The 21,448-nt window shown below is 36.9% G+C and carries 19 protein-coding genes and 4 pseudogenes; 10 read left to right on the forward strand and 13 right to left on the reverse strand.

Features of this window, described 5'->3' with window-relative positions; genetic code table 11:
• Positions 1 to 215 precede the first annotated feature (215 nt).
• Positions 216 to 1,391, reverse strand: a complete 1,176-nt coding sequence (locus tag GZH82_RS03075) for a glycosyltransferase family 4 protein (RefSeq protein WP_162681265.1) — start codon at positions 1,389 to 1,391, stop codon at positions 216 to 218.
• A gap of 427 nt (positions 1,392 to 1,818) precedes the next feature.
• On the opposite strand from GZH82_RS03075, the gene mqo reads away from it, so the two are divergent.
• Complete coding sequence (gene mqo / locus GZH82_RS03080) at positions 1,819 to 3,324, forward strand: malate dehydrogenase (quinone) (RefSeq protein ID WP_162681266.1); 1,506 nt, start codon at positions 1,819 to 1,821, stop codon at positions 3,322 to 3,324.
• A 161-nt stretch (positions 3,325 to 3,485) separates the two neighbouring features.
• Here the strand turns inward: mqo and GZH82_RS03085 are convergent, their stop codons facing one another.
• From GZH82_RS03085 to GZH82_RS14165, 5 genes and pseudogenes are all read right to left on the reverse strand, one after another.
• The gene (locus GZH82_RS03085) at positions 3,486 to 4,877 is read right to left on the reverse strand and encodes a sensor histidine kinase (RefSeq protein ID WP_162681267.1); all 1,392 of its coding nucleotides are present in this window, start codon (positions 4,875 to 4,877) and stop codon (positions 3,486 to 3,488) included.
• Positions 4,870 to 5,547 carry a response regulator transcription factor gene (locus GZH82_RS03090; RefSeq protein WP_162681268.1) on the reverse strand — a complete coding sequence of 226 codons (678 nt, stop codon included), beginning with the start codon at positions 5,545 to 5,547 and terminating at the stop codon, positions 4,870 to 4,872. The genes GZH82_RS03085 and GZH82_RS03090 overlap by 8 nt, the downstream gene beginning before the upstream one ends.
• Before the next feature lie 212 nt (positions 5,548 to 5,759).
• Positions 5,760 to 6,191, reverse strand: a pseudogene (locus tag GZH82_RS03095) (RNA-guided endonuclease TnpB family protein); the annotation flags it as partial.
• Positions 6,140 to 6,250, reverse strand: coding sequence for a helix-turn-helix domain-containing protein (locus tag GZH82_RS03100; protein WP_162681269.1), 111 nt, complete (start codon positions 6,248 to 6,250; stop codon positions 6,140 to 6,142). The pseudogene GZH82_RS03095 and the gene GZH82_RS03100, both read right to left, overlap by 52 nt.
• A gap of 46 nt (positions 6,251 to 6,296) precedes the next feature.
• Positions 6,297 to 6,454: pseudogene (locus GZH82_RS14165) on the reverse strand (transposase); the annotation flags it as partial.
• Positions 6,455 to 6,808: 354 nt separating this feature from the next.
• Here GZH82_RS14165 and GZH82_RS03110 point away from each other — a divergent pair.
• Together GZH82_RS03110 and GZH82_RS03115 are read left to right on the forward strand one after the other, a co-directional pair.
• Positions 6,809 to 7,873, forward strand: coding sequence for an ABC transporter permease (locus GZH82_RS03110; RefSeq protein WP_162681270.1), 1,065 nt, complete (start codon positions 6,809 to 6,811; stop codon positions 7,871 to 7,873).
• Positions 7,870 to 8,559, forward strand: a complete 690-nt coding sequence (locus GZH82_RS03115; protein WP_162681271.1) for an ABC transporter ATP-binding protein — start codon at positions 7,870 to 7,872, stop codon at positions 8,557 to 8,559. The genes GZH82_RS03110 and GZH82_RS03115 overlap by 4 nt, the downstream gene beginning before the upstream one ends.
• A 441-nt stretch (positions 8,560 to 9,000) precedes the next feature.
• Here the strand turns inward: GZH82_RS03115 and tnpB are convergent, their stop codons facing one another.
• The 4 genes and pseudogenes from tnpB to GZH82_RS03135 all read right to left on the reverse strand — a co-directional run bounded on the left by tnpB (position 9,001) and on the right by GZH82_RS03135 (position 11,973).
• Positions 9,001 to 10,146 carry an IS200/IS605 family element RNA-guided endonuclease TnpB gene (tnpB, locus tag GZH82_RS03120; RefSeq protein ID WP_162681272.1) on the reverse strand — a complete coding sequence of 382 codons (1,146 nt, stop codon included), beginning with the start codon at positions 10,144 to 10,146 and terminating at the stop codon, positions 9,001 to 9,003.
• On the reverse strand, positions 10,139 to 10,345 hold the full coding sequence (locus tag GZH82_RS03125; RefSeq protein ID WP_203232840.1) for a transposase: 207 nt from the start codon (positions 10,343 to 10,345) through the stop codon (positions 10,139 to 10,141). Before GZH82_RS03125 ends, tnpB begins: the two co-directional genes overlap by 8 nt.
• Positions 10,346 to 10,510: 165 nt before the next feature.
• Positions 10,511 to 10,981, reverse strand: a pseudogene (locus GZH82_RS03130) (AbgT family transporter); the annotation flags it as partial.
• Between the two features lie 155 nt (positions 10,982 to 11,136).
• The gene (locus GZH82_RS03135) at positions 11,137 to 11,973 is read right to left on the reverse strand and encodes a YdcF family protein (RefSeq protein WP_238989628.1); all 837 of its coding nucleotides are present in this window, start codon (positions 11,971 to 11,973) and stop codon (positions 11,137 to 11,139) included.
• Between the two features lie 257 nt (positions 11,974 to 12,230).
• Between GZH82_RS03135 and GZH82_RS03140 the strand changes: the two genes are divergently transcribed.
• From GZH82_RS03140 to tenA, 3 genes are all read left to right on the forward strand, one after another.
• On the forward strand, positions 12,231 to 12,695 hold the full coding sequence (locus GZH82_RS03140; RefSeq protein WP_162681274.1) for a MarR family transcriptional regulator TcaR: 465 nt from the start codon (positions 12,231 to 12,233) through the stop codon (positions 12,693 to 12,695).
• Between the two features lie 112 nt (positions 12,696 to 12,807).
• Positions 12,808 to 14,202, forward strand: coding sequence for a membrane-associated protein TcaA (locus tag GZH82_RS03145; RefSeq protein WP_162681275.1), 1,395 nt, complete (start codon positions 12,808 to 12,810; stop codon positions 14,200 to 14,202).
• Between the two features lie 444 nt (positions 14,203 to 14,646).
• A complete protein-coding gene (gene tenA, locus GZH82_RS03155) occupies positions 14,647 to 15,321 on the forward strand; it encodes a thiaminase II (protein WP_162681276.1) in 675 nt (224 codons plus the stop codon).
• 418 nt (positions 15,322 to 15,739) lie between these two features.
• Here the strand turns inward: tenA and GZH82_RS03160 are convergent, their stop codons facing one another.
• Positions 15,740 to 16,372 carry a hypothetical protein gene (locus GZH82_RS03160; RefSeq protein WP_162681277.1) on the reverse strand — a complete coding sequence of 211 codons (633 nt, stop codon included), beginning with the start codon at positions 16,370 to 16,372 and terminating at the stop codon, positions 15,740 to 15,742.
• 162 nt (positions 16,373 to 16,534) lie between these two features.
• Here GZH82_RS03160 and GZH82_RS03165 point away from each other — a divergent pair, with 162 nt between their 5' ends.
• On the forward strand, positions 16,535 to 16,870 hold the full coding sequence (locus tag GZH82_RS03165) for a thioredoxin family protein (RefSeq protein WP_162681278.1): 336 nt from the start codon (positions 16,535 to 16,537) through the stop codon (positions 16,868 to 16,870).
• 122 nt (positions 16,871 to 16,992) lie between these two features.
• The gene (locus tag GZH82_RS03170) at positions 16,993 to 17,895 is read left to right on the forward strand and encodes an alpha/beta hydrolase fold domain-containing protein (protein ID WP_162681279.1); all 903 of its coding nucleotides are present in this window, start codon (positions 16,993 to 16,995) and stop codon (positions 17,893 to 17,895) included.
• A gap of 648 nt (positions 17,896 to 18,543) precedes the next feature.
• Here the strand turns inward: GZH82_RS03170 and GZH82_RS14170 are convergent.
• Positions 18,544 to 18,627: pseudogene (locus GZH82_RS14170) on the reverse strand (hypothetical protein); the annotation flags it as partial.
• Here GZH82_RS14170 and GZH82_RS03180 point away from each other — a divergent pair.
• On the forward strand, positions 18,590 to 19,576 hold the full coding sequence (locus GZH82_RS03180) for a PTS sugar transporter subunit IIC (RefSeq protein ID WP_238989690.1): 987 nt from the start codon (positions 18,590 to 18,592) through the stop codon (positions 19,574 to 19,576). The pseudogene GZH82_RS14170 and the gene GZH82_RS03180 overlap by 38 nt on opposite strands.
• 59 nt (positions 19,577 to 19,635) lie before the next feature.
• Here GZH82_RS03180 and GZH82_RS03185 read toward each other — a convergent pair whose 3' ends face one another.
• Entirely contained in the window at positions 19,636 to 20,112 is a 477-nt protein-coding gene (locus GZH82_RS03185) for an acyl-CoA thioesterase (RefSeq protein WP_162681281.1), read from the reverse strand.
• A gap of 181 nt (positions 20,113 to 20,293) precedes the next feature.
• Here GZH82_RS03185 and fni point away from each other — a divergent pair, with 181 nt between their 5' ends.
• Positions 20,294 to 21,325 carry a type 2 isopentenyl-diphosphate Delta-isomerase gene (gene fni, locus GZH82_RS03190; protein WP_162681282.1) on the forward strand — a complete coding sequence of 344 codons (1,032 nt, stop codon included), beginning with the start codon at positions 20,294 to 20,296 and terminating at the stop codon, positions 21,323 to 21,325.
• Positions 21,326 to 21,448: the final 123 nt, after the last annotated feature.

Below are 21,448 nucleotides of genomic sequence, written 5' to 3' on the forward strand. Positions count from 1 at the left end.
CTTTCCGAGGCGCGGAAACATCAACTCAATTCGGTTTGATTCGATTGTACACGTGGTGGAAGCCGAATTGGATTTTCCGGCCCAGCCCATAGGAAACGCGAAGCCATGAAGGCAATCAAAACAACAAACTGTAGGAAGAGGGTGGGTTAATTCAAATACTGCATCAATAGCATCAAAAATCTTTATGTCTCCCTCCCTCGCTTTATATCGATAAGTCATGATGGATGTGTTCCAATCACATCATCCATTGCTTTTTTAAATTGATTATAAATGGATTCAGGATGATATTGTTCCACTGTTTGATAGCCGCTTTGAATAATAGGGTTTAAATATTTTGAATGTCCATATTCCGCAATTTCTAAGAGCTGCATTGCGAGTGCTGACGTTTGAAGATGTGGCACTAAGAAACCGTTACGGCTATGCTGAATAAGTGATTTCGGACCGGTATTACCATCAAAACTCACGACGATACTGCCTTGGTTCATCGCTTCTAAAATCGTCATGCCGAAACCTTCATTACGTGAGGGTATACATGTGATCTTACTTTCTGCAATATACGTGCTGAGATGTTGTGTCGTTGGTCGTAAAAAGACGAGATCCTGTAACCGTAAAAAGTTGATTTGTTGTTGTAATGCCTCTTTCTCACTACCATCTCCAAAAATCGATACAGTATATCCAAAGTCACGCAAATCTTCTTGTATTTCATAAACAGCTTGAATAAGGAGGTCAAATCCTTTTTCATATTCAAAGCGACCTGCTGCGATGATTTGGTTTTTCTTCATAATATGATGGCGCTTTTCATCAATCATATTTGGAACAACAAAAATAGGTGCATCTAAATATTGTGTATAGCACTGTTTATCGGCTTCAGTTAAAGTCGTTATCGCATTGAGATGTGGATAATAAGTCAATATCTCTTCTTTCAACTCTTGGCAATGTGCATCCAAGTTCATATGCTCCATCCCGATAGTTAATTGATGACTTTTCGCAAATCGTGCAATGAGAAGATTGTGACTGGCACGCGTACCTACAAAAATATCTGACGTGTCATTTTGTATGGCACGAATCATCTTTTTTTCAATATAACTTGAATATTGACGAAAACCGGGTTCGTAAGCTGTTAAATATTTTGGTTTTAACAGTGGTGTAAATTTACGAATGCGGTTTGTTGCGAGTGGGATGAGATTTCGTAAGCCAAGTTGATAATGAACTAATGACTTAACTGTGACGCGTGAATCAAGTTCGAAATACGGTTGTTGTTTCGATTTGAAAATTGAAATAATCGTGACTTGATGTCCTTGGTGAACTAATTGATTGGCAAGGTTTGTAATCGTCTTAACTGTACCGCCAACAGCAAAAATATTGTGCATTAAAAACGTGATAGACTTCATGACGCATCCCTCGATTAGTTACTTTTTCTTCATTATAGCACTGCTGAAATGTGGAGTGTTAATGAATTGTGAACGTAAAATGTAATTATTTCATGAAGATGTTAGAAATGAAAATATGCACAAAAATTTCTTCAAATGCATTTAATGAAAATTTCACAAATTAGACGGAATCGCTTTTTTCTTACATGATTAAGGTATATAATTAAATTATTGGCCTATTGTGTTATCGGATAGCATTTTCATGACATACGAATGATGATTTTGTATCGCTACGAAATGTAAGGATAAGGCAAAGGATAACAGTTCATATGAGGTATGATTAGCTGAAATAGTCGAAATATTTTTATACTTCATGAATGTAACAGATGGATTTGACAACATAGGATGCTGTGAATGATTTAAAACGAAAAAGGGGGTCTGTATTGTTATGAAAAACTTACATAACAAGACAGATGTTGTACTTATTGGTGGCGGAATCATGAGTGCGACATTAGGAACATTATTAAAAGAATTAGAACCTGAATGGGATATTAATGTTTTCGAACGTTTAGATAAATGTGCACAAGAAAGTTCTAACGTGTGGAATAATGCGGGCACAGGACATTCTGCACTATGTGAGTTGAACTATACAAGTGAACAAGAAGATGGTTCAGTCGACATTACAAAAGCAATTAAAATTAATGAACAGTTTCAAATTTCGAAACAATTTTGGTCATACCTCGTGAAAAATGGTCAGCTTAACCAACCTGCGGGCTTCATTCGCACGGTACCACATATGAGTTTTGTTACAGGGGAGAAAAACGTGAACTTCTTAAAAGCGCGTGTGAAAGCATTGCGTGAAAACGTATTATTCCAAGGTATGGATATTACAGATAATGAAGAAACGTTGAAAAAATGGGTGCCTTTAATGATGGAAGGTCGACAACAAGACGATGAACCGATTGCTGCGACACGTGATGAGTCAGGAACAGATGTGAACTTTGGGGCATTGACACACAAATTGTTGAGCAATCTAGAAGCTAAGGGTGGTTCATTATATTACGAACATGAAGTACTCGACTTAAAACAACATCGTGATGGTACGTGGACAGTTAAAATTAAAGACTTAAAAGAGAATCGTGTTTTTACAGTCGTTTCTAAATTTGTGTTTATTGGTGCGGGCGGTGCAAGTTTATCGTTACTCCAAAAAACAGGGTTACCCGAGTCAAAACGTATCGGTGGTTTCCCAGTCAGTGGTATGTTTTTAGTATGTAAAAAACCAGAAATTACGCATCAACATCAGGCGAAAGTATATGGTAAAGCAGAAGTGGGTGCGCCACCGATGTCTGTACCACACCTAGATACACGTTATATTGACGGAGAACGTGCCTTGTTATTTGGACCGTTTGCAGGTTTCTCTCCAAAGTTTTTAAAAAGAGGATCATATTTTGATTTAATTAAGTCTGTGAAACCAAATAACGTTACAACAATGTTAGCAGCGGGTGCTAAAGAAATGGGTCTTACTAAATATTTAATTCAACAAGTCCTGTTATCTAATGAAGAAAGAATGAATGATTTAAGAAAATTTGTGCCAACAGCGAAAGACGAGGATTGGCAAGTGGTTGTAGCAGGCCAACGTGTTCAAGTGATTAAAGACACAGAAGATAAAGGAAAAGGAACATTACAATTTGGGACTGAAGTCATTACGTCTCAAGATGGTACGTTAGCGGCATTGTTAGGTGCTTCACCAGGGGCATCTACAGCAGTTGCAGTGATGTTGGATATTTTACAACGTGCGTTCAAAGATAAATTTGAGAAATGGGAGCCGCAAGTGAAAGAGATGGTACCGTCGTTTGGTGTACATTTGACGGATGATATTGAGTTATTTAAGAAGTTGAATCATGAGATTTCGGAAAACTTGAAGTTGGATGAATCGGGTGCGTTATTGAGTTGATTTATAGATGAAAAAGCAGTGAGGTGATGTGGCTTCACTGCTTTTTTGCTTGTTAATGAAACAAAGTAATACACTTAAATGGGTTTCTAGTCTTAGATTGCTGAACCATTCTGCGCCTTCCTAAATGCTATGTTCTCGCCTTTTGTCTCACCAACTATGATTTATGAATTGTCAGATTGAGATGCTTCGATGCGTGGGAGGGTAATTGTAAACGTCGTCCCATGATTGATTTCGCTTTCTACGTCGATGTGGCCACCATGACGTTCAATAATGGATTTGGAAATCGCGAGTCCGAGACCATTGCTGTCTGCATGGCTGGAAGATTTATAAAAGCGTTCAAAAATCCGTTGTTTCACTGCATCACTCATGCCAGTTCCGTCATCTTGTACTTTTAAAATCATTTGATCGCCTTCAGCAGTGAGGTCGATTTCAATGGTACCGAACGCCTCTGTATACTTAATAGCATTTCGAATAATATTTTCAAAGGCTTGTGTTAACAAACGTGCATTCCCTCGAATCGTCATCTCTTCTAAATCATAGAGTAGCACTTGATTTTTCTGATCAATCGCATAATTTTCATGTTTTAAAATGTCTAAAATACAATCGTTAGCTAAAAATGTATCATCAAATTGTAAATGCGTATCATTGTCTAATTCTGATAATAACAACAGTTGACGTACGAGTTGACTCAGGCGATGGGTTTCATCATAAATGCGCTCAATATAACGTGATTGTTGTGCTGTCGTATGTTCTTGTTGAAGTTGCGTCAGTACATGATGAATATGTGTTAAAGGTGTTTTTATTTCGTGTGAGACGTTTTGAACAAAGTGCTGCCTCATATCATCGACTTGTTTTAATTCGAGTCGCATCGTGTCGAAATGTTGCTGGAGGACGCCGAGTTCATCGCGACGTGTGACGGCAATAGGTGTCGCAAAGTCACCCGCCATTAAACGTTCAGTTGCTTGTTTTAACTGTTTAACAGGTTTAACTAATGCGTAAGTTGACCAAGTCACAAGTGCGATAGAAATGATGACAAGTAAGACGAGCAGCACGAGTAAAAAGATACGAAATTCGCTAAAAGTATGTCCGATGTCAGGTCTCATAAATACTGCGACGTTACCATTTGAAGTTGTGAAATGTGTACCAACTGTGTTACGGGTTTCGTTATCAAAAAAGCCAGTAATGACGGGGTTAAAGGGTCTGTCACCAATCCCGTGATAATCTTGTCCTGACTGTACACGTCGAATATCAGCAGTCGTTAAATTTTGTTTTCTAAATGGCTCACCATAGTATGTCGCATGGCCCGCTTCATCATAAGCAACAACTTGATAATTTAAATCACCTAATAACGCTAAATAACGGTCTAAGTCTTCACTGTTTTGGGCATCTTTATACGCTTGTGCACGTTTAAGTGTGCCCATAATTTGCGCGTCATTTTTATCTTTTAATTGAAAATGATAGTAAATATTAGCAATCTCAAAACTGAGTAGCGAACTAATTAACATGACAGTAAAAGTATAAAGTGCAAAACGTGAGTACAATGATTTAAGCATCTTGCGTCACCTTATAACCGATGCCGCGTACAGTATCAATATGGACATTGGCACCTAATTTTTTTAAGCGTGTTCTTAAGCGTTTAATGTGGACGTCCACTGTACGTTCATCTCCTTCATAATCGATACCCCAAATTTTTTCAATCAATTGTTCGCGATGAAAGACTTGTTTCGGATAAGCGACGAGCAAACTTAACAATTCGAACTCTTTATGTGGTAAAATCATGCCTTTTGTATCAACCTTAACTTCGAGCTGTGTTTGATCTATTGTAAGGTTGCCAAGCGTCAAAAGTGTTTCAGTAGCAATTTGATAACGTCTGAGCACGGCTTGTATGCGAAATATGAGTTCAGCGACTTCGAATGGTTTTGTGACGTAATCATCTGTCCCAGCTAAAAAGGCACGTTCTTTGTCACTGAGTGCATCTCGAGCAGTTAGCATAATGACGGGATATTCATAGTCATACTTTAAGGTTTCGCATAGTTCAAAGCCGTCCATTCCATCCATCATGACGTCTACGATAGCGATATCAATGATATGTTTTTCAAGATATTCAAGCGCTGATTCACCACTTGTGACAGTGACAGCTTGATATCCTTTACGTTGCAAGTGTGTTTCAACATAGTTTAAAATCTCGGGATCATCATCAACAACTAAACATGTGACTGACACGTTGACCGTCCTCCTTGAAGTGCATTTTCAGCTTTTATCATCCATATGGATATAACGTTGTGGAGCTGTTGAAGTTATCTTGAACCTCTCATGACTAAAGTCACGAGATTCTTGGGAATAGAGCATACTTGTAAGTATATTTCTTTACTAACAGCGGTGTCTCTTATTTACCAAGCTATCCCCGTAGTTCCTACGGTTATTGTTTATTTAATTTAAGCTCGTCTCATAGAATGTAGTCTTAAACCTTCGTTCAAAATATTAATACTAGCATTGATGTCTCGATCATGATGGGTATGACAAATAGGACATGTCCATTCTCGAATTTCGAGTGGTTTCTTACCATCGTTGTGTCCACATTCCGAACAAATTTGACTAGATGGAAACCATTTATCTATCTTAACGATTTCTTTGCCATACCAATCAGCCTTATACTCTAATTTCGTTACAAAATTAGACCAAGAAACATCAGAAATACTTTTTGCTAATTTATGATTGCGCAACATGCCTTTTATATTTAAGTCTTCAATACAAATCATATCGTGGTTTTTGATCATTTCTGTACTCATCTTATTTAAAAAATCTTCACATTGGTTCATAACTTTCTCATATAATCTAGCAACTTTAATCTTCTGTTTTTGATAATTAATATCTCTTGTTGTGCATTTGGATATATTCTAAATTTATACGCTTTATGTTTAATCATAACTCTCACTCTCCTTGATTTTTCTATATATTTTTCTAATTTGTTCTTCTGTATTATTATCCATAGCAATTTGTTTCAATAACTGTTTAACATCAATATCGACATGACCATACAAAACAAAATATCACGTCGATATTTTACACACCAAACAAGATGATACTGAATAGAGTAGACGTATCCACGTCCATAATGGATTTCTGACATACAAAAAATACCGCTCAATAATTTTAACACACGTTTATGTTAAAAAGCGTATTTATAGGTGTTTTAAATATAGATTTAACATATGTCACTTGATTAGTATAGTTAAAGCTATACCTCAAGCGAAACCGATTCATCTACACGGCTAAAGTCGCGAGTATTCTCGGCTTTTGATAAATGTTTTTATTCAAAGTTGCAATTGGAAATGAAAAGTATGTTTTATGTGATGGCAATCACACTTTTCAGCTGTTGCCTACTTGTTTTAAAGTGTTTCATCAAAAATGTATCTTGTTCATATTCAGTTCATAAATGGGCGATATAGTATACCCAAGATGAAATTGAAAGGGAGATACGAGTATGAAACTTGCATTGAACGAACTCAAATTTTACAAGTTCAAGTATTTATTAATTACATTTATTGTCATCCTTCTTGCAAGTATGGTGCTTTTTATTACAGGATTAGCACAAGGTTTAGCAAGAGAAAATATCGCGCTTATTGACCAATTCAAGTCTGAACGCTTTGTTATTCAAAAAGATGTCGATCAACAACTTGAAAAATCAAATATCGATTCGCAAACACAACAAGACATTGAAAAAAATATCAAATCAGCGCCATTAAAATTAGCAATGGCAACGATGAAACATCAAGATAACAAAACAGACATGCTTTTTGCGACGATGCCTAAAGATGAACACCCTCAGTTAAAAACAGGGGAGTTACCGCAAAAAGCAAATGAAGTCGTCTTGAATCAGAAATTAGCAGGTGAAGGTGTCAAAATTGGTGATAAAGTGAACATCGAGGATAAAGATGTTACTTTAAAAGTTGTAGGTTTCTTTGATGATGCGATGTATGCACATACGAATATTGCTATGACAACGGATGAAGGGCTGAAAGATATAGCTGGTCATCATGTCGCAACGTCACTCTACTTTTTAAATGATGTCACAGCAAAACAACTCAAAAATATTGAAGGCATTTCAGGTATCGAAATCGTCAACAAACAAGATTTGACTGATGCGATTCCGAGCTACCAAGCTGAACAAGCACCACTGAATATGATGATTGTGAGCTTATTTGTCATTACTGCGATAGTACTGACAGCATTTTTCTACGTCATGACAATTCAAAAAACGTCAGAGATTGGGATTTTAAAAGCGATTGGGGTTAAAACGTCACATTTATTATGGAGTTTATTATTCCAAATTTTATTCGTGACGATGTTAGGTGTCATCATCGCACTACTACTCATTACAGGATTAGCAGCGGCTTTACCTGTAACAATGCCATTCTTTATAAATAGCAGCATGATGTTACTCGTCGTTGTCGTCTTTATTGTTGTAGCTATCGTCGGCGCATTACTGTCATTAGTGCGTGTCTTTAAAATTGATCCTATTGAAGCGATTGGAGGGGGACAAGTATGAGTTTAGTCGTCAAAAATTTAGTGAAAACATTCGGTAAAGGTGATGCAGCCACAAAAGTGTTAAAAGGCATTAACTTTGAAGTGCAACCAGGAGAATTCGTCATTTTAAACGGGATGTCAGGCTCTGGGAAATCAACATTGCTGACGATTATTGGTGGGCTCTTATCTCCTACAGAAGGCACAGTAATGTTGGATGGTGAAGATTTGAGCGGTTTATCTCAAAAGGCATTGACAGAAAAACGTTTGAAAGATATTGGTTTTATTTTTCAAGCTTCACATTTAGTCCCTTATTTAAAAGTACATGAACAACTAGAACTTGTTGGCAAAGAAGCAGGGATAGACCGGCAAACAGCACAACAGCGCGCGACAATGTTATTAGAGCAAATCGGTTTAAGTCATCGAGAACGTGTTTATCCACATATGTTATCTGGGGGCGAAAAACAACGTGTGGCGATTATGCGTGCATGGATGAATCAGCCGAGACTGTTACTTGCAGACGAGCCAACAGCAAGTTTAGATGCCAAACGTGCGACAGAAGTTGTAGAAATGATTAAACAGCAAGTACGTCAAGAAGGCGCTATCGGCATTATGGTGACGCATGATCAACGGTTGTTTGATTATGCAGACCGTATGATTTATCTCAATGATGGTGAATTGATGGAGACAGCGACAGCAGTAACTGTTTAATATTGTGGTTTTTCGTAGTTGGACAAATTAGAGTAAGAGGGACCTCCTAATGAAAAGGAGGTATCCCAAAAAGTTTCAATCGTAATTATTACAGATTGCAAGAGGCTGGGAGACTATTAAGTTTTCCCAGTTTTTCTTATGATAATAGGAAATCATAAAAATGAAATGTAAAATCACTTTAAGTCGTATGATGATTATCATTTAAGACAATCAAAATGATATACGTTTCACCCCTTTTTGCCTTCAGTGAGGATGAAATGTTATGACGTGACATGAATGGGTCCAGCTGGTCCTACAGGTATGCCCATTGAACCTCTCATGACTAAAGTCACGAGATTCTTGGGAATAGAGCATAACTTGTAAGTATATTTCTTTACTAACAGCGGTGTCTCTTATTTACCAAGCTATCCCCGTAGTTCCTACGGTTATTGTTTATTTAATTTAAGCTCGTCTCATAGAATGTAGTCTTAAACCTTCGTTCAAAATATTAATACTAGCATTGATGTCTCGATCATGATGGGTATGACAAATAGGACATGTCCATTCTCGAATTTCGAGTGGTTTCTTACCATCATTGTGTCCACATTTCGAACAAATTTGACTAGATGGAAACCATTTATCTACCTTAACGATTTCTTTGCCATACCAATCAGCCTTATACTCTAATTTCGTTACAAAATTAGACCAAGAAACATCAGAAATACTTTTTGCTAGTTTATGATTGCGCAACATGCCTTTTGTGTTTAAGTTTTCAATACAGATAATATCGTGATTTTTGATAATTTCTGTACTCAACTTATTCAGAAAATCCTCACGTTGGTTCATAACTTTCTCATATAATCTAGCAACTTTAATCTTCTGTTTTTGATAATTTTTAGCTTCAAACAATTTAATACCTTTCTGTTTAGCTCGCAATCGTCTCCTTGACAATTTTCTTTGCTCACGTTTAAGTTTCTGTTCCATTTTGTAAGTCAATTTGTTGTTATTATAAATAACTCCATTATCCAAAATAGCAAAGTTATTAATTCCCAAGTCAATCCCAACACTACTATTAGTCTTAGGTAAAGTATTAATTTCTTCTTCAACTAACACTGAAACAAAATATTTACCACTAGGTCGCTTACTGATTGTGGCTCGTAATATTCTACCTTTAACTTCTCTACTGTTAGCAAACCTTACCCATCTTAATTTAGGCAATTTAATTTTATTATCAATGATTTGAATACCCTTACTTACATTCTTAGTAGTATAGCTTTGATTAGGATTTTTCTTACTTTTAAATCTAGGTTTCATATTTTGTTTTTTAAAGAAGCGTTTAAAACTCTCTTCTAAATTTTTAATACTTGATTGTAAAGCAATACTATCGACTTCTTTTAACCACGAATATTCTTCAGACTTTTTCATGTGTGGTAACATGGCAGAGCAAGAATTATAACTTAATCCTTTTTTAGTTTTAGAATACGCTTCATTCCAAAGAGATAAGAAATGATTAAACACAAAACGTGATGAACCAATTGTTTTATTAATTAATATCTCTTGTTGTGCATTTGGATATATTCTAAATTTATACGCTTTATGTTTAATCATAACTCTCACTCTCCTTGATTTTTCTATATATTTTTCTAATTTGTTCTTCTGTATTATTATCCATAGCAATTTGTTTCAATAACTGTTTAACCTCAATATCGACATGACCATACAAAATATCACGTCGATATTTTACACACCAAACAAGATGATACTGAATAGAATATACGTATCCACGTCCATAATGGATTTCTGACATACAAAAAACACCGCTCAATAATTTTAACACACGTTTATGTTAAAATGCGTATTTATAGGTGTTTTAAATATAGATTTAACATATGTCACTGATTAGTATAGCTAAAACTATACCTCAAGCGAAGCCGATTCATCTGCACGACTAAAGTTGCGAGTATTCTCGGCTTTTGATAAAAATCATTGCGACAAGGGGTGGCATGACAATTGGGGCTGCGTCTCCAGCAATATTCCCCATCATACCGACAAAAATAATCGTCGGTAAAATGATGCGCTCAGGTGTGATTGAGACGACATAGATTATCAATTTATCAAAGTAGCCACTTTTTTCAGCGATCCCAATCCCAATCATGACAGAAAGTACAATTCCAAGTGCAGGAAATTGTGAAAAGTTCTTAATCGCATCGTTCATCAACATGACAAAGCCGTCATGACTTAAAATACTTCTTACTTCAATCATTTTGCCAGTACCTGGATGTTTGACAACTGTATCAAATTGTGACACCACTGCAGTTGCAATAGCTAATATGATACACAGTGAAAAGAATAGAATAATCGGGTCAGGTAAACGATTGCCGACTTTTTCAACTTGATTGAGAAACATTGAAATAATCGGCTTTTTATCATTTCTGTTTTGCATGACATCACATCCTATTTGAAAACTCGAAACGCGTTGTGAACAACAATGCTCCGCGCGTGATTTCGCTTGGTCAAATACATTTAATGAAATATATTTAAGTATTTAAATATGAGTATAACAAATAGAAAGGATGTCTGTATATTATTTTCTGAAATTTAAGAAAATATATTCAAAATACAAATGCCGACTTGTAAAATACTGTATAGTACCCACATTCGCGGATATTGAAAAAGTAGGCCACTATAATCACGAATGAGTTCACGGCTAACCCAATGATGGGGTGTTGGGGCACCATAGCCTAATACACGGACGTGTTGGCGTTCAGCAAGTCGGAGTGCGCGCATAATGTGAAACGAACTCGTAACGATAATCGTATGCGACAGTTTGTGTAACGCTAGATATCGCTTCGAAAAGTAAATGTTTTCTCTTGTATTGGTAGACTGATCTTCCATAGAAATGTGTTGAGGATCAATACCTTGTTGAATTAAATAACGTTGCATAGCGAGAGCTTCTGATATCGGTTCGTCAGGGCCTTGACCGCCACTCACGATGATATGAAATTGTTCTAAACGTTGACTCAATATGATGGCACGATCTAACCGCGCTTTTAACATCGGTGTGACGGCTTCGGTATATATTCCTGCACCAAGAACAATAAGGGTAGCGTGTGTGACAGAAGGTGCAGTTTGTAAATAAACATAGGTCATGAACAAATAACATTGCCATACTGTAAGAAATACAATGGCTAATTGAATTAACAGGTTAAAAGGTAGCGTTAACATGGCAGGGATTAAAGGTGTCACTAATAAACTTCCGACAATAAGTGCAATAATAGCTAAGTGGTAAGCAATGACAGGCCCCATAATATGACGATACATTTTAAGATGACGAAACATTGATAAAGTGAGTGCACTGAACCCAATGACTAAACTCAACATTAATAAGGTAAGACGATGTTCATGGTTGAGGTACGTCGTTGTCACTAAAAGCATATGTAGGTAAAGGATTAGTGTAAATGAAGTGATGCGTAAAAAAAGATGTGGCTTTATCTTTATTAGTATTAAGATTATAATGTAGCTTGTTAATAACATAATTTGAAATAAATTCATTTTTTGAGTCCTTTATTTTATCATTTACGGTAATCATACTAGATTCTTTACAAAAAATGTCAAAAAATGAGGTTTCCTTATAAAAAAATTGTTGGTACGATGGTAAGGATAGTTGTTTGTAATGAAGGCGGTGAATTAAAATGACCCATTCGAATTCGATGAGTCAACATATTACGTTTATGGGTGAATTTATGACGAATATGAATGCACTCACAACAGGATTGTTAAAAGATTTAAGATCTCGATATGGCATTTCAAATGAGCAATCGAGTGTTTTATTGATGCTTTCTAATGACAAATCACTCACATTAACAGAGATTACATTACGTCAAGGTGTGAATAAAGCAGCAGTTAGTAGAAGAATTAAAAAGTTAGTTGATTTAGGGTTAGTCAAATGGGTAAATATGGCATATGAATCTGATAAACGATTGAAATATGTCGCCCTTACAGAAGCGGGATTAGGCTATGTGCGTGCTTCAAGAAATTTAATTGCGGATTTGGCGAACGAAATGTTGTCGGATATCCCACTAGAAAAAATTGAACAAACGCGAGATATGCTTGAACTCATCGATGAACGTGTCCAAGGTCAATTGAATCAACTATGATGTGAGAGATAGATGCGCGCTACTTCTCACGTCTGATGCATTTTTTAATAACACAATTTATGATAAATAAGTATGACGCATGAGCAAAATTAAAAGAGTAGGAGGTGTAAGTATGGGTCAATGTGCGGTATGTCACCATGAAAAGTTACTACATCAAAGCGTCTGTCCAAATTGTCAAAGTCAAATATTGTATTCTAAAACACTTAATCAGCAGACACCTAAACAACGAGATGCAGCACAGTCATCATCTTCCAATAACAATAAAAGACCACCTTCATTAAAAAAAGTCATCCCTATTGCTATTGTAAGTTTTATCATTATTTTACTCATCATCTTATTTTTGCTACTCAGAAACTTTAATTCTCCTGAAGCTCAAGCGAAAATATTGATTAATGCGGTTAATAACGAAGATGTTGCAAAAGTATCGAATCTTTTAAGTTCAAAAGAAAACAAAGTGGGCCGACAAGAAGCATCTACTTACATCCAATTTATAAAAAAAGAAGTGGGCATGAAACTGTTCGAAAAAGAAGTATACGACACAGTGGATGGACTTAACCATGAAACCGCTGTAGCCTCTTATATTAAAACGCGTGAAGGTCAAGATGTTTTAAGAATTAGTAAAAATGGCCGTCGTTATTTAATTTTTGATAATTTAAGTTTCTTAGCACCGACGAAACAGGCTATCGTGAAGCCGAAAGAAAAGGCGACATTTGAGTTTGAATCAGATGGCGCACAAAAGAAAGTGGTCGCTGAAGCAGGACAATCCGTATCGCTAGGTCAGTTCATACCGGGAAGTTACGCGATTGATACAGTAAAAACAACGGATCGTGGTACATATGAAGGCCAATTGAAGTTTGATTTTGTGAACAGTAAAAATGAAACCATTCCAGTGACTGAAGACTTTAAAGAAGCTCAAGTGAAAGTGTCACTTAAAAATGCGAGTGCATTAAACGATATTAAAGTGGTTATCAATGACGAAAAAATAGCACAAAATAAAGAGGATACTTATGGCCCATTTCCAGTCAATCAGGACATTAAAGTATATGCTGAAGGTGAGGCTTACGATCATACATTTAAAACAAATGCAGAAGTGATTAAAAAAGATGATGTTCAATCTGAAAACGAAATCACTGTGTCATTTGATAAAGATGAGATTGAAAAATATCGCCAATCCAAAGAAAAAGATACGTTGAATAAGATCAAGGACTTTTTCAAAAAGTATACATCGTCATTAAATGAAGCATATGAAAGCCATGATTTTGATTTAATTTCCAAATATTTAAAGGAAAATACAACAAATTATGAAGCGATGCGTTCAAACGTGAAAAGTCAAAATCAATATGAATTCAAAAATCCTGAAGTGACAGATGTTTCGCGCAACGACGATTACTACGCAGTGACAGTCGAAAAAGAAGACGCACAAGGACGAACAATTCAATCCCATTATTTATTAGATGGGGATCAAAATGCCAACCACTTAAAAATTGTGAACTATCAAAATTATTGAAGGTGAAAAGTGAATCATATACCGAATGAAGTTCGAGTCTGTTGTTGGATTAGAACTTCATTTTTTAAGTGTACGCAAATTTTCGTTGAGGTGTTACAAGATGCTTCGAAAAGGTGTTGAATCAGTAGCGGTTCATGAAAGGCGATACAAGAAAGTTCAAGCAGAGTTAGCATTTTGAACGATCATCCGTATCAATGAGGACAAAGCATTTAAATAACCATAGAAGTTTTTAGTTATGTTTATGCCTCCACAATACGTTCGATTAACCAGTGGTGTAGCGATGATGATATGCAGTTAGATGCGTGCTATAGAGATGAAATTTATCGCAATTTGATGAATTTTCATCAAAAATAGAGAACGTGCATATTATGTAGAAGATTGCATATCGTACGTATACACCTTTATGATAAGTAAGGAAACTATAATTTGAAAGGTGTGTTCATGATGAAATTTACTAAACGATTATGGCAACGTGTTCAACCAATATGGGACAGCTATCTGGAACATCCGTTTGTCAAAGGGATTGGCGACGGGACGTTAGATAAAGAAAAGTTTAAACATTGGATGAAGCAAGACTATATTTATTTGATAGATTATGCGCGATTATTTGCGATAGGTGTAACAAAAGCGACGGATTTAGAAATGATGACCACTTTTGGCAATTTAGTTTCTGGGACATTAAATACCGAAATGCAACTACATCGTCAATACGCGGCGCAATTTGGAATTAGTGAACAAGAATTAGAAGCAACGAAACCAGCGAGTACTACTTTGGCTTATACAAGTTATATGTTGAATTTAGCCCAACGTGGTGGTGTAGAAAATGTCATCGCCGCAGTGCTTACTTGTACATGGAGTTATCACTATATTGGAGAGGCGTTAAATCAAATTAAAGGTGCTGCAGAACATCCTTTTTATGGTGAATGGGTAAAAATGTACAGTTCATCTGAGTTTACCGCGTTTAAAGAGGATGTCATTGCGATGATGGATCGTGTTGCTGAAGGGATGTCGGAAGAAGCATTGGACGCATTAGAAGAGATTGTCGTACATACGAGCTATTATGAATATATGTTTTGGGACATGGCAGAGTATTTGGAGACGTGGCCAATCAAAGGATAAGTGAAGAAGTGAGGGGGCTGGGACATAGAAAATTTTAAGCCTCAATCCATTTAGAGATTTATGATTCATTAACGACTTTAAAACCGTCGAAAAATGAGGGTGAATGGGATACAAAAAATGGATGCTATTGTTTTCTTGATTTCATCAACTTGCCCTCAGTTTCGCTGTATTGGGTCTAAGATTGCCCAGAAGGCTGAGACTCCTGAGGGAATGAGTGCATACTGTTAACAGTCACGTCTTTACTTTAAATAAGGACTAGTACGTTAAAGTACACTATTTCATGTTTATACTTTATCTTCTTTGACTGGAGGGATGTTGTGTTTTTAGGCTAGTAGCATTAAACAATTGAAGAGCAATAAAAAGAAGTCGCTATGGAAGGTGTTGTTTTTTCTATAGTGACTTCTTTAATTTGAGTATATTAAAGTTGTTTGCGGATTTTTGGACGTCTGTTTCTGAAAAATAGACTTATAAAATAAAGGACGGTGGCAATAGCGGTAAAAATAATCGCATTATGAAGTGCGTTCGACGGTGAAAAAACAGTAGTAGGATCTACGTTGCCGATGTAAGGTGCAAGTTTTTTTGTGATTTCTTCAGCAGCACGATTAACATAAAGTAAGAAAGCAATAGGAATGAGTACAATCCATATAGAGATGACCCAATTGATGACTTTCAAAATGGTACGGTTAAAGGCGAGTGTCAAAATCGCAATAATAATATTAACCAGTACTAAAATGAAGAAAATATTAAGACCCAAAATAATATAATTGAGGGTTTGTTCAATATTTGATGTATCGATGAATGATTGCGCTGTCAGTTGATCGGCAATCACTTTAAGTTTATCGAATGTGACATTTTCATCAAGAAAGCTCATTTTAAATAAAGTTTCGCTATACATACTATATGCAGCAATCGCAACGAGTACCATAGCGATCAGTGTCAAAATAAAGCTAACCCATGAGCGTCGTTTTTTACGATAATATGGACTACGGTGGATAGGTTGGTTTTCAAACTGTTGTTGAAACTGGGGGTGTTGTCGTGTGGTCTCTTTCATATGTAACGCCTCCTATATCATTGAACAAGCATTGTCAAAATCTTTCCCTAATACAATTATGCATTATAGTACACCTAGAATCATATTCATAGTGCTTTTTTATCAAAAATATGATAGAACTGAGGTAAGTTCATAATGGGAAATGGAAAAGGAGATTGTAGGATGGAAGTATTAAAAACACTGGATGCATATGAAGCGTTTGTTGCCAACTATCAAATCGCAGTCGTTCACGTTTCGAGAGACAATTGTTCAGTATGTCATGCCGTTTTACCACGTATTCAAGAGTTAGTTGCACGTTATGAGGGTGTTGCGTTAGGCAATGTCAGTGCAGATGATGTCCCTGAAATTGCAGGTGCGCTGTCAATTTTTACTGCCCCTGTCGATATCATATTCCTTGAAGGTAAAGAAATGCATCGTGAAGGCCGTTTTATTGATTTAGAACGTATTGAATCACAACTTAATACGATTTATGAAGGCGTCAAAGGCTCAAATTTATGATAATATGAAGATGATTTGTCGAAAACAGTTATTGCGATATGATGAATAACATATAAAATAAATATATAAGTAATGTTTTCAAGTGATACACTATGATTGTTGAGAAAAAGTGAGGGATACAATTGAAACGAAATGTCATGAGTAATTTAATGGGAAGATACTTGTCGCAACAACGTCATCTCAAATTTAAAACCCAAGCAGAAGTGGATGTTTTTTTAGAAAAGAGACGTGTGTTAAATCAATCCAAGCATAAACAGCCAGATCAAATTAATGTGAAATCGAATTTAATCAAAGATATGTTTGATGATATGCAGGTGTTTCGCTTTAATTTTGGTCATCATATTAAAAATAAAATCTTATATATTTATGGAGGCACTTTCGTATTTCAACCCTCTGTTTTTCATTGGCGGTTTATGGATAAGTTGGCATATGAAACGTTACACGAAATTGTGTTGCCGATTTATCCTAAGGCTCCTGAATTTACATATCGTGAAACCCACGAGGCAATTGAGCAAGCTTATCGTCGCTTATTAAAAGAAACAGAGCCTGAAAATATCGTCATTATGGGCGATGCTTCAGGCGGAAATATGGCGCTCAGTTTTGCGCAGAAATTAATGCAACAAGAAGAATTGCCACTGCCAGGAAAGCTTTATCTCATTTCACCTTGGTTAGATATTTCGTTATCCAATCAGGAGATAACTGAACAAGTGCAGAAAAAAGATCCTATCCAAAATATTTTCAGTTTACAGTCTATTGCAAAAGTATGGGCCGATGATCTGGAGCGTAAAAACCCACGTATTTCACCGATGTATGGACCTGTGAGAGGATTGCCACCTGTGTACATGTTTGGAGGCACGTGTGAGGTGTTTTATCCTGATATGAGAAAGTTAGCGGATTATTTTGAAGCAGAACAACAGCCGATTCATTTTTATGAATATCGCGATATGGTGACAGCATTTCCGTTGTATCCTATTGTTGAGTCGAGGAAAGTGTTGAAGCAGATTCGAAAAACGATTGATTCGTGATGGGTTTCATATAGATAAATCAGATTGGTATACAGATTGCTTGAACCGTGCTGCGCTAGGGCTGATCCCTTCAACTAACCAACGTTTTGATTTTACTGTTACATTTGTAGAGGAAGCATTGGTAGATTTTGGGAGTAGTACAGAAATTTCATGTACAACAAAGATTTCGTAGTACTGCCCTCGCAAGGCTGACTAGTCTTCTCAAAAGCACAAGCATTGAGAAGTCAGACAGCTACTGCGTTAAACAGTAGCGACTATCAAAATTAAAAGATATTGTTTTGTTTTCAACTTTATCATCCTTCAGGAGTCTTGCACGGTTTTTGCAATCTAAGGGCATGTTACTGCTGATTTTTCAAACGAATCTGTATCAATAGTTGTTGATATATAGCAAAAATGAATATGTTAGGGAGGGGCTGGGACTCAATTAAGTTTCCCGGCTTTTCCTATTTTAAGAAACATTTCTAGCTAAAGACGGTCTATGATAGGCGCATCATGATTATTTTTGGAAGCGTTCAAATTAAGCCGGCGTGCAAAAAACAAAAAACTTTAGTAAAATGAAATACATGAATAAACTATAAAAATTACACAGTTATTCAGAAAGTGAAATGATGAACAAGGGGCCTTTTTCGAATAACAAGAGGGGGGCATTATGGATTTACTTATCGGTACAGCATTTTTAGTTTTAGTACTCGTCATTTTCACATTATTTACATATAAAGCACCTAATGGTATGCGCGCAATGGGGGCACTTGCGAATGCAGCCATTGCGACATTTTTAGTTGAAGCCTTTAATAAATATGTCGGTGGCCGCGTGTTTCACAATGACTTTTTAGAACAAGTGGGTGCTGCTGCGGGTGACTTAGGTGGTGTTGCCGCAGCGGGTCTGACGGCTTTAGCCATTGGTGTTTCGCCTGTATACGCCCTAGTTATTGCGGCAGCTTGTGGGGGTATGGATTTATTACCAGGATTTTTTGCGGGTTATCTCATCGGTTATTTAATGAAATATACTGAGAAATACGTGCCAGACGGCGTGGACCTTATTGTTGCTGTGTTAATCGTTGCACCATTATCAAGAGCGATTGCGATGCTATTAACACCTGTCGTCAACAATACACTCGTTAGAATTGGTGACATCATTCAAAGTTCGACAGATACTAGCCCAGTCATTATGGGAATTATTTTAGGGGGTATCATTACCGTCGTCGGTACAGCGCCACTGAGTTCGATGGCATTGACGGCACTGCTGGGTTTAACAGGTGTTCCAATGGCTATTGGTGCGATGGCCGCGTTTAGTTCTGCATTCATGAACGGGACGCTTTTCCATCGTTTAAAATTAGGTGACCGTAAAGCGACGATTTCAGTGAGTATTGAACCGTTATCACAAGCGGATATCGTTTCGGCCAATCCGATTCCAATTTATATTACGAACTTTTTTGGTGGTGCGACGGCAGGTCTTGTCATTGCGCTTTCCGGTTTGATTAATGATGCGACAGGGACAGCGACACCGATTGCCGGCTTTATCGTGATGTTTGGTTTTAACTCTTGGGTCTCTGTTGTCGTGTATGGTGTGATTATGGGTATCATTGGACTCATTTGGGGTTATATCGGCTCTATTGTCTTTAAAAAATATCCGATTGTCACTAAAGCAGACATGATTAAACGCGGCGCAACAGACGCATAATTGAATAACATGACAAAACACTACAAGCAGTGACGAGGACTTGTAGTGTTTTTTATAATTTATGTGCGAGGAATACCGATTCGATGTCCCAATTGTTTTGGCCACTGAATCGTCCCTTGTGAGTCGGCATAGTGCTGAATAGCGTGAAAAATATCGTCAGGGAACACTGCTGGCCGCTCTGTTTTTCGGTCCATACCCATCATCATCGTTTCTGCAGTGGCCATGACAGTTTCTGTTTCTTGATGAAGCAGCTCTAAAAAGAAATGTGTACGTTTGACATCATAATCATAAATTTGGACTTTAATGTAAAAGGGTGTATCGCGCTTCAGTTCTTTAAGATACGTAATATGTGTTTCTAAAGTGAAAACAGTGTAGTCTCGACGGTCGCGTTCTGCTGTCGTTAAACCAATGGCATCATGAAAATGATTGATGGCTGAACTGAAAAGTCTTGCATAAACAGCATCATTCATATGACCATTGTGATCAATCCAGTCATTTTCTACGCGATATGTATCATAAAAAGGGTAATCTAACATAGGCCCACCTCTTTGCTTTATTTGTTCATCAGTATACCGCAAAAAGTTGAAGAGGTGAAACAGTGTGAAATAACCATATTTGACGTTTTAAAAAATGTTGATTTTCAAGAAAATACTTTATGTCGGCACTGAATATGATATAGTCAAATTAATCAACCAATGATGAGGGGTTTTAAAGGTAATGACGAATAAAAGAGAACAAAGAAAAAATGAACATGTACGATTAGCACTCGCGCAAAGTGATACGCTACAATCAGATTTTGATCGAATTCAATTTGTTCATCATGCGATACCGGAAATGGATGTAGATGAGGTGACACTGTTGCCTAACTTTAAAGCACTCCAAATGTCACACGTCCTCTATATTAATGCAATGACAGGTGGCTCTGAATGGACGGCAAAAACGAATGAACAATTGGCTCTAGTCGCTAAAGCTACACAAATTCCAATGGCTGTAGGGAGTATGCGCGGCGCGTTAAAAAATCCAGCTGTACGTCATTCTTATGCAGTGGCTCGTGAACAGTATCCAGACGGTTCGATTTGGGCGAATGTTAGTGCTGACGTGACGTTGGAAGAAGCACAAGCTGCGATTGAGATGATTCAAGCCAATGCGCTACAAATTCATGTCAACGCGCCACAAGAGTTAGTAATGCCAGAGGGAAATCGACAATTCAAACATTGGTTGACCCGAATCAGTGAAATTGTTAAAGGCGTTGATGTGCCTGTCATTGTGAAAGAAGTAGGCTTTGGGATGAGCTATGACACGATACAACAACTCATCGATGTAGGTGTGACTTATGTTGACATTAGTGGTCATGGTGGGACGAACTTTATCTCAATAGAAAATGAACGTCGCCAATTTAAAGATATGGGTTATTTAAAAGACTGGGGGCAATCGACAGTCGTTTCATTATTAGAAGCTCGAAATTTGAGCAGTCGTGTACATGTACTCGCAAGTGGAGGGATACGTCACCCGCTTGATGCGATTAAAGCATTACGTTTAGGCGCTGAAGCAGTGGGCATGTCGCGGCCGATTTTAAAGATGCTTCATGAAGAAGGCGTTGAAGCGACGATTGAATATGTAGAAGATTTTAAAACACAAATGGCCTACATTATGACTATATTGAATGCCAAAAATATAACAGAATTACGTCAGGCTGCGATTGTGTTTGATCCGTATTTAAAAAACTGGATACAACAGCGTCAATTGTAGTCGAACATAGGAACGAATGGAGGCGTCATTACGCCGTCATCCGTTCCTTTTTAATGCGGTTAACGGGTGTGTTCAAAAATCATTTCAAATTTTCATTGCGTTGATGGAAGTATTTATTATATA

This window comes from Staphylococcus sp. MI 10-1553, from assembly GCF_010365305.1.
In the GTDB taxonomy this organism is placed as follows: Bacteria; Bacillota; Bacilli; order Staphylococcales; family Staphylococcaceae; genus Staphylococcus.

Coding starts and splice junctions, on each gene's coding strand:
- GZH82_RS03075 (WP_162681265.1), bottom strand. CDS start 1,391: ATGAAGTCTATCACGTTTTTAATGCACAATATTTTTGCTGTTGGCGGT.
- mqo (WP_162681266.1), top strand. CDS start 1,819: ATGAAAAACTTACATAACAAGACAGATGTTGTACTTATTGGTGGCGGA.
- GZH82_RS03085 (WP_162681267.1), bottom strand. CDS start 4,877: ATGCTTAAATCATTGTACTCACGTTTTGCACTTTATACTTTTACTGTC.
- GZH82_RS03100 (WP_162681269.1), bottom strand. CDS start 6,250: ATGATTAAACATAAAGCGTATAAATTTAGAATATATCCAAATGCACAA.
- GZH82_RS03110 (WP_162681270.1), top strand. CDS start 6,809: ATGAAACTTGCATTGAACGAACTCAAATTTTACAAGTTCAAGTATTTA.
- GZH82_RS03115 (WP_162681271.1), top strand. CDS start 7,870: ATGAGTTTAGTCGTCAAAAATTTAGTGAAAACATTCGGTAAAGGTGAT.
- tnpB (WP_162681272.1), bottom strand. CDS start 10,146: ATGATTAAACATAAAGCGTATAAATTTAGAATATATCCAAATGCACAA.
- GZH82_RS03125 (WP_203232840.1), bottom strand. CDS start 10,345: ATGTCAGAAATCCATTATGGACGTGGATACGTATATTCTATTCAGTAT.
- GZH82_RS03135 (WP_238989628.1), bottom strand. CDS start 11,973: ATGCTTTTAGTGACAACGACGTACCTCAACCATGAACATCGTCTTACC.
- GZH82_RS03140 (WP_162681274.1), top strand. CDS start 12,231: ATGACCCATTCGAATTCGATGAGTCAACATATTACGTTTATGGGTGAA.
- GZH82_RS03145 (WP_162681275.1), top strand. CDS start 12,808: ATGGGTCAATGTGCGGTATGTCACCATGAAAAGTTACTACATCAAAGC.
- tenA (WP_162681276.1), top strand. CDS start 14,647: ATGAAATTTACTAAACGATTATGGCAACGTGTTCAACCAATATGGGAC.
- GZH82_RS03160 (WP_162681277.1), bottom strand. CDS start 16,372: ATGAAAGAGACCACACGACAACACCCCCAGTTTCAACAACAGTTTGAA.
- GZH82_RS03165 (WP_162681278.1), top strand. CDS start 16,535: ATGGAAGTATTAAAAACACTGGATGCATATGAAGCGTTTGTTGCCAAC.
- GZH82_RS03185 (WP_162681281.1), bottom strand. CDS start 20,112: ATGTTAGATTACCCTTTTTATGATACATATCGCGTAGAAAATGACTGG.
- fni (WP_162681282.1), top strand. CDS start 20,294: ATGACGAATAAAAGAGAACAAAGAAAAAATGAACATGTACGATTAGCA.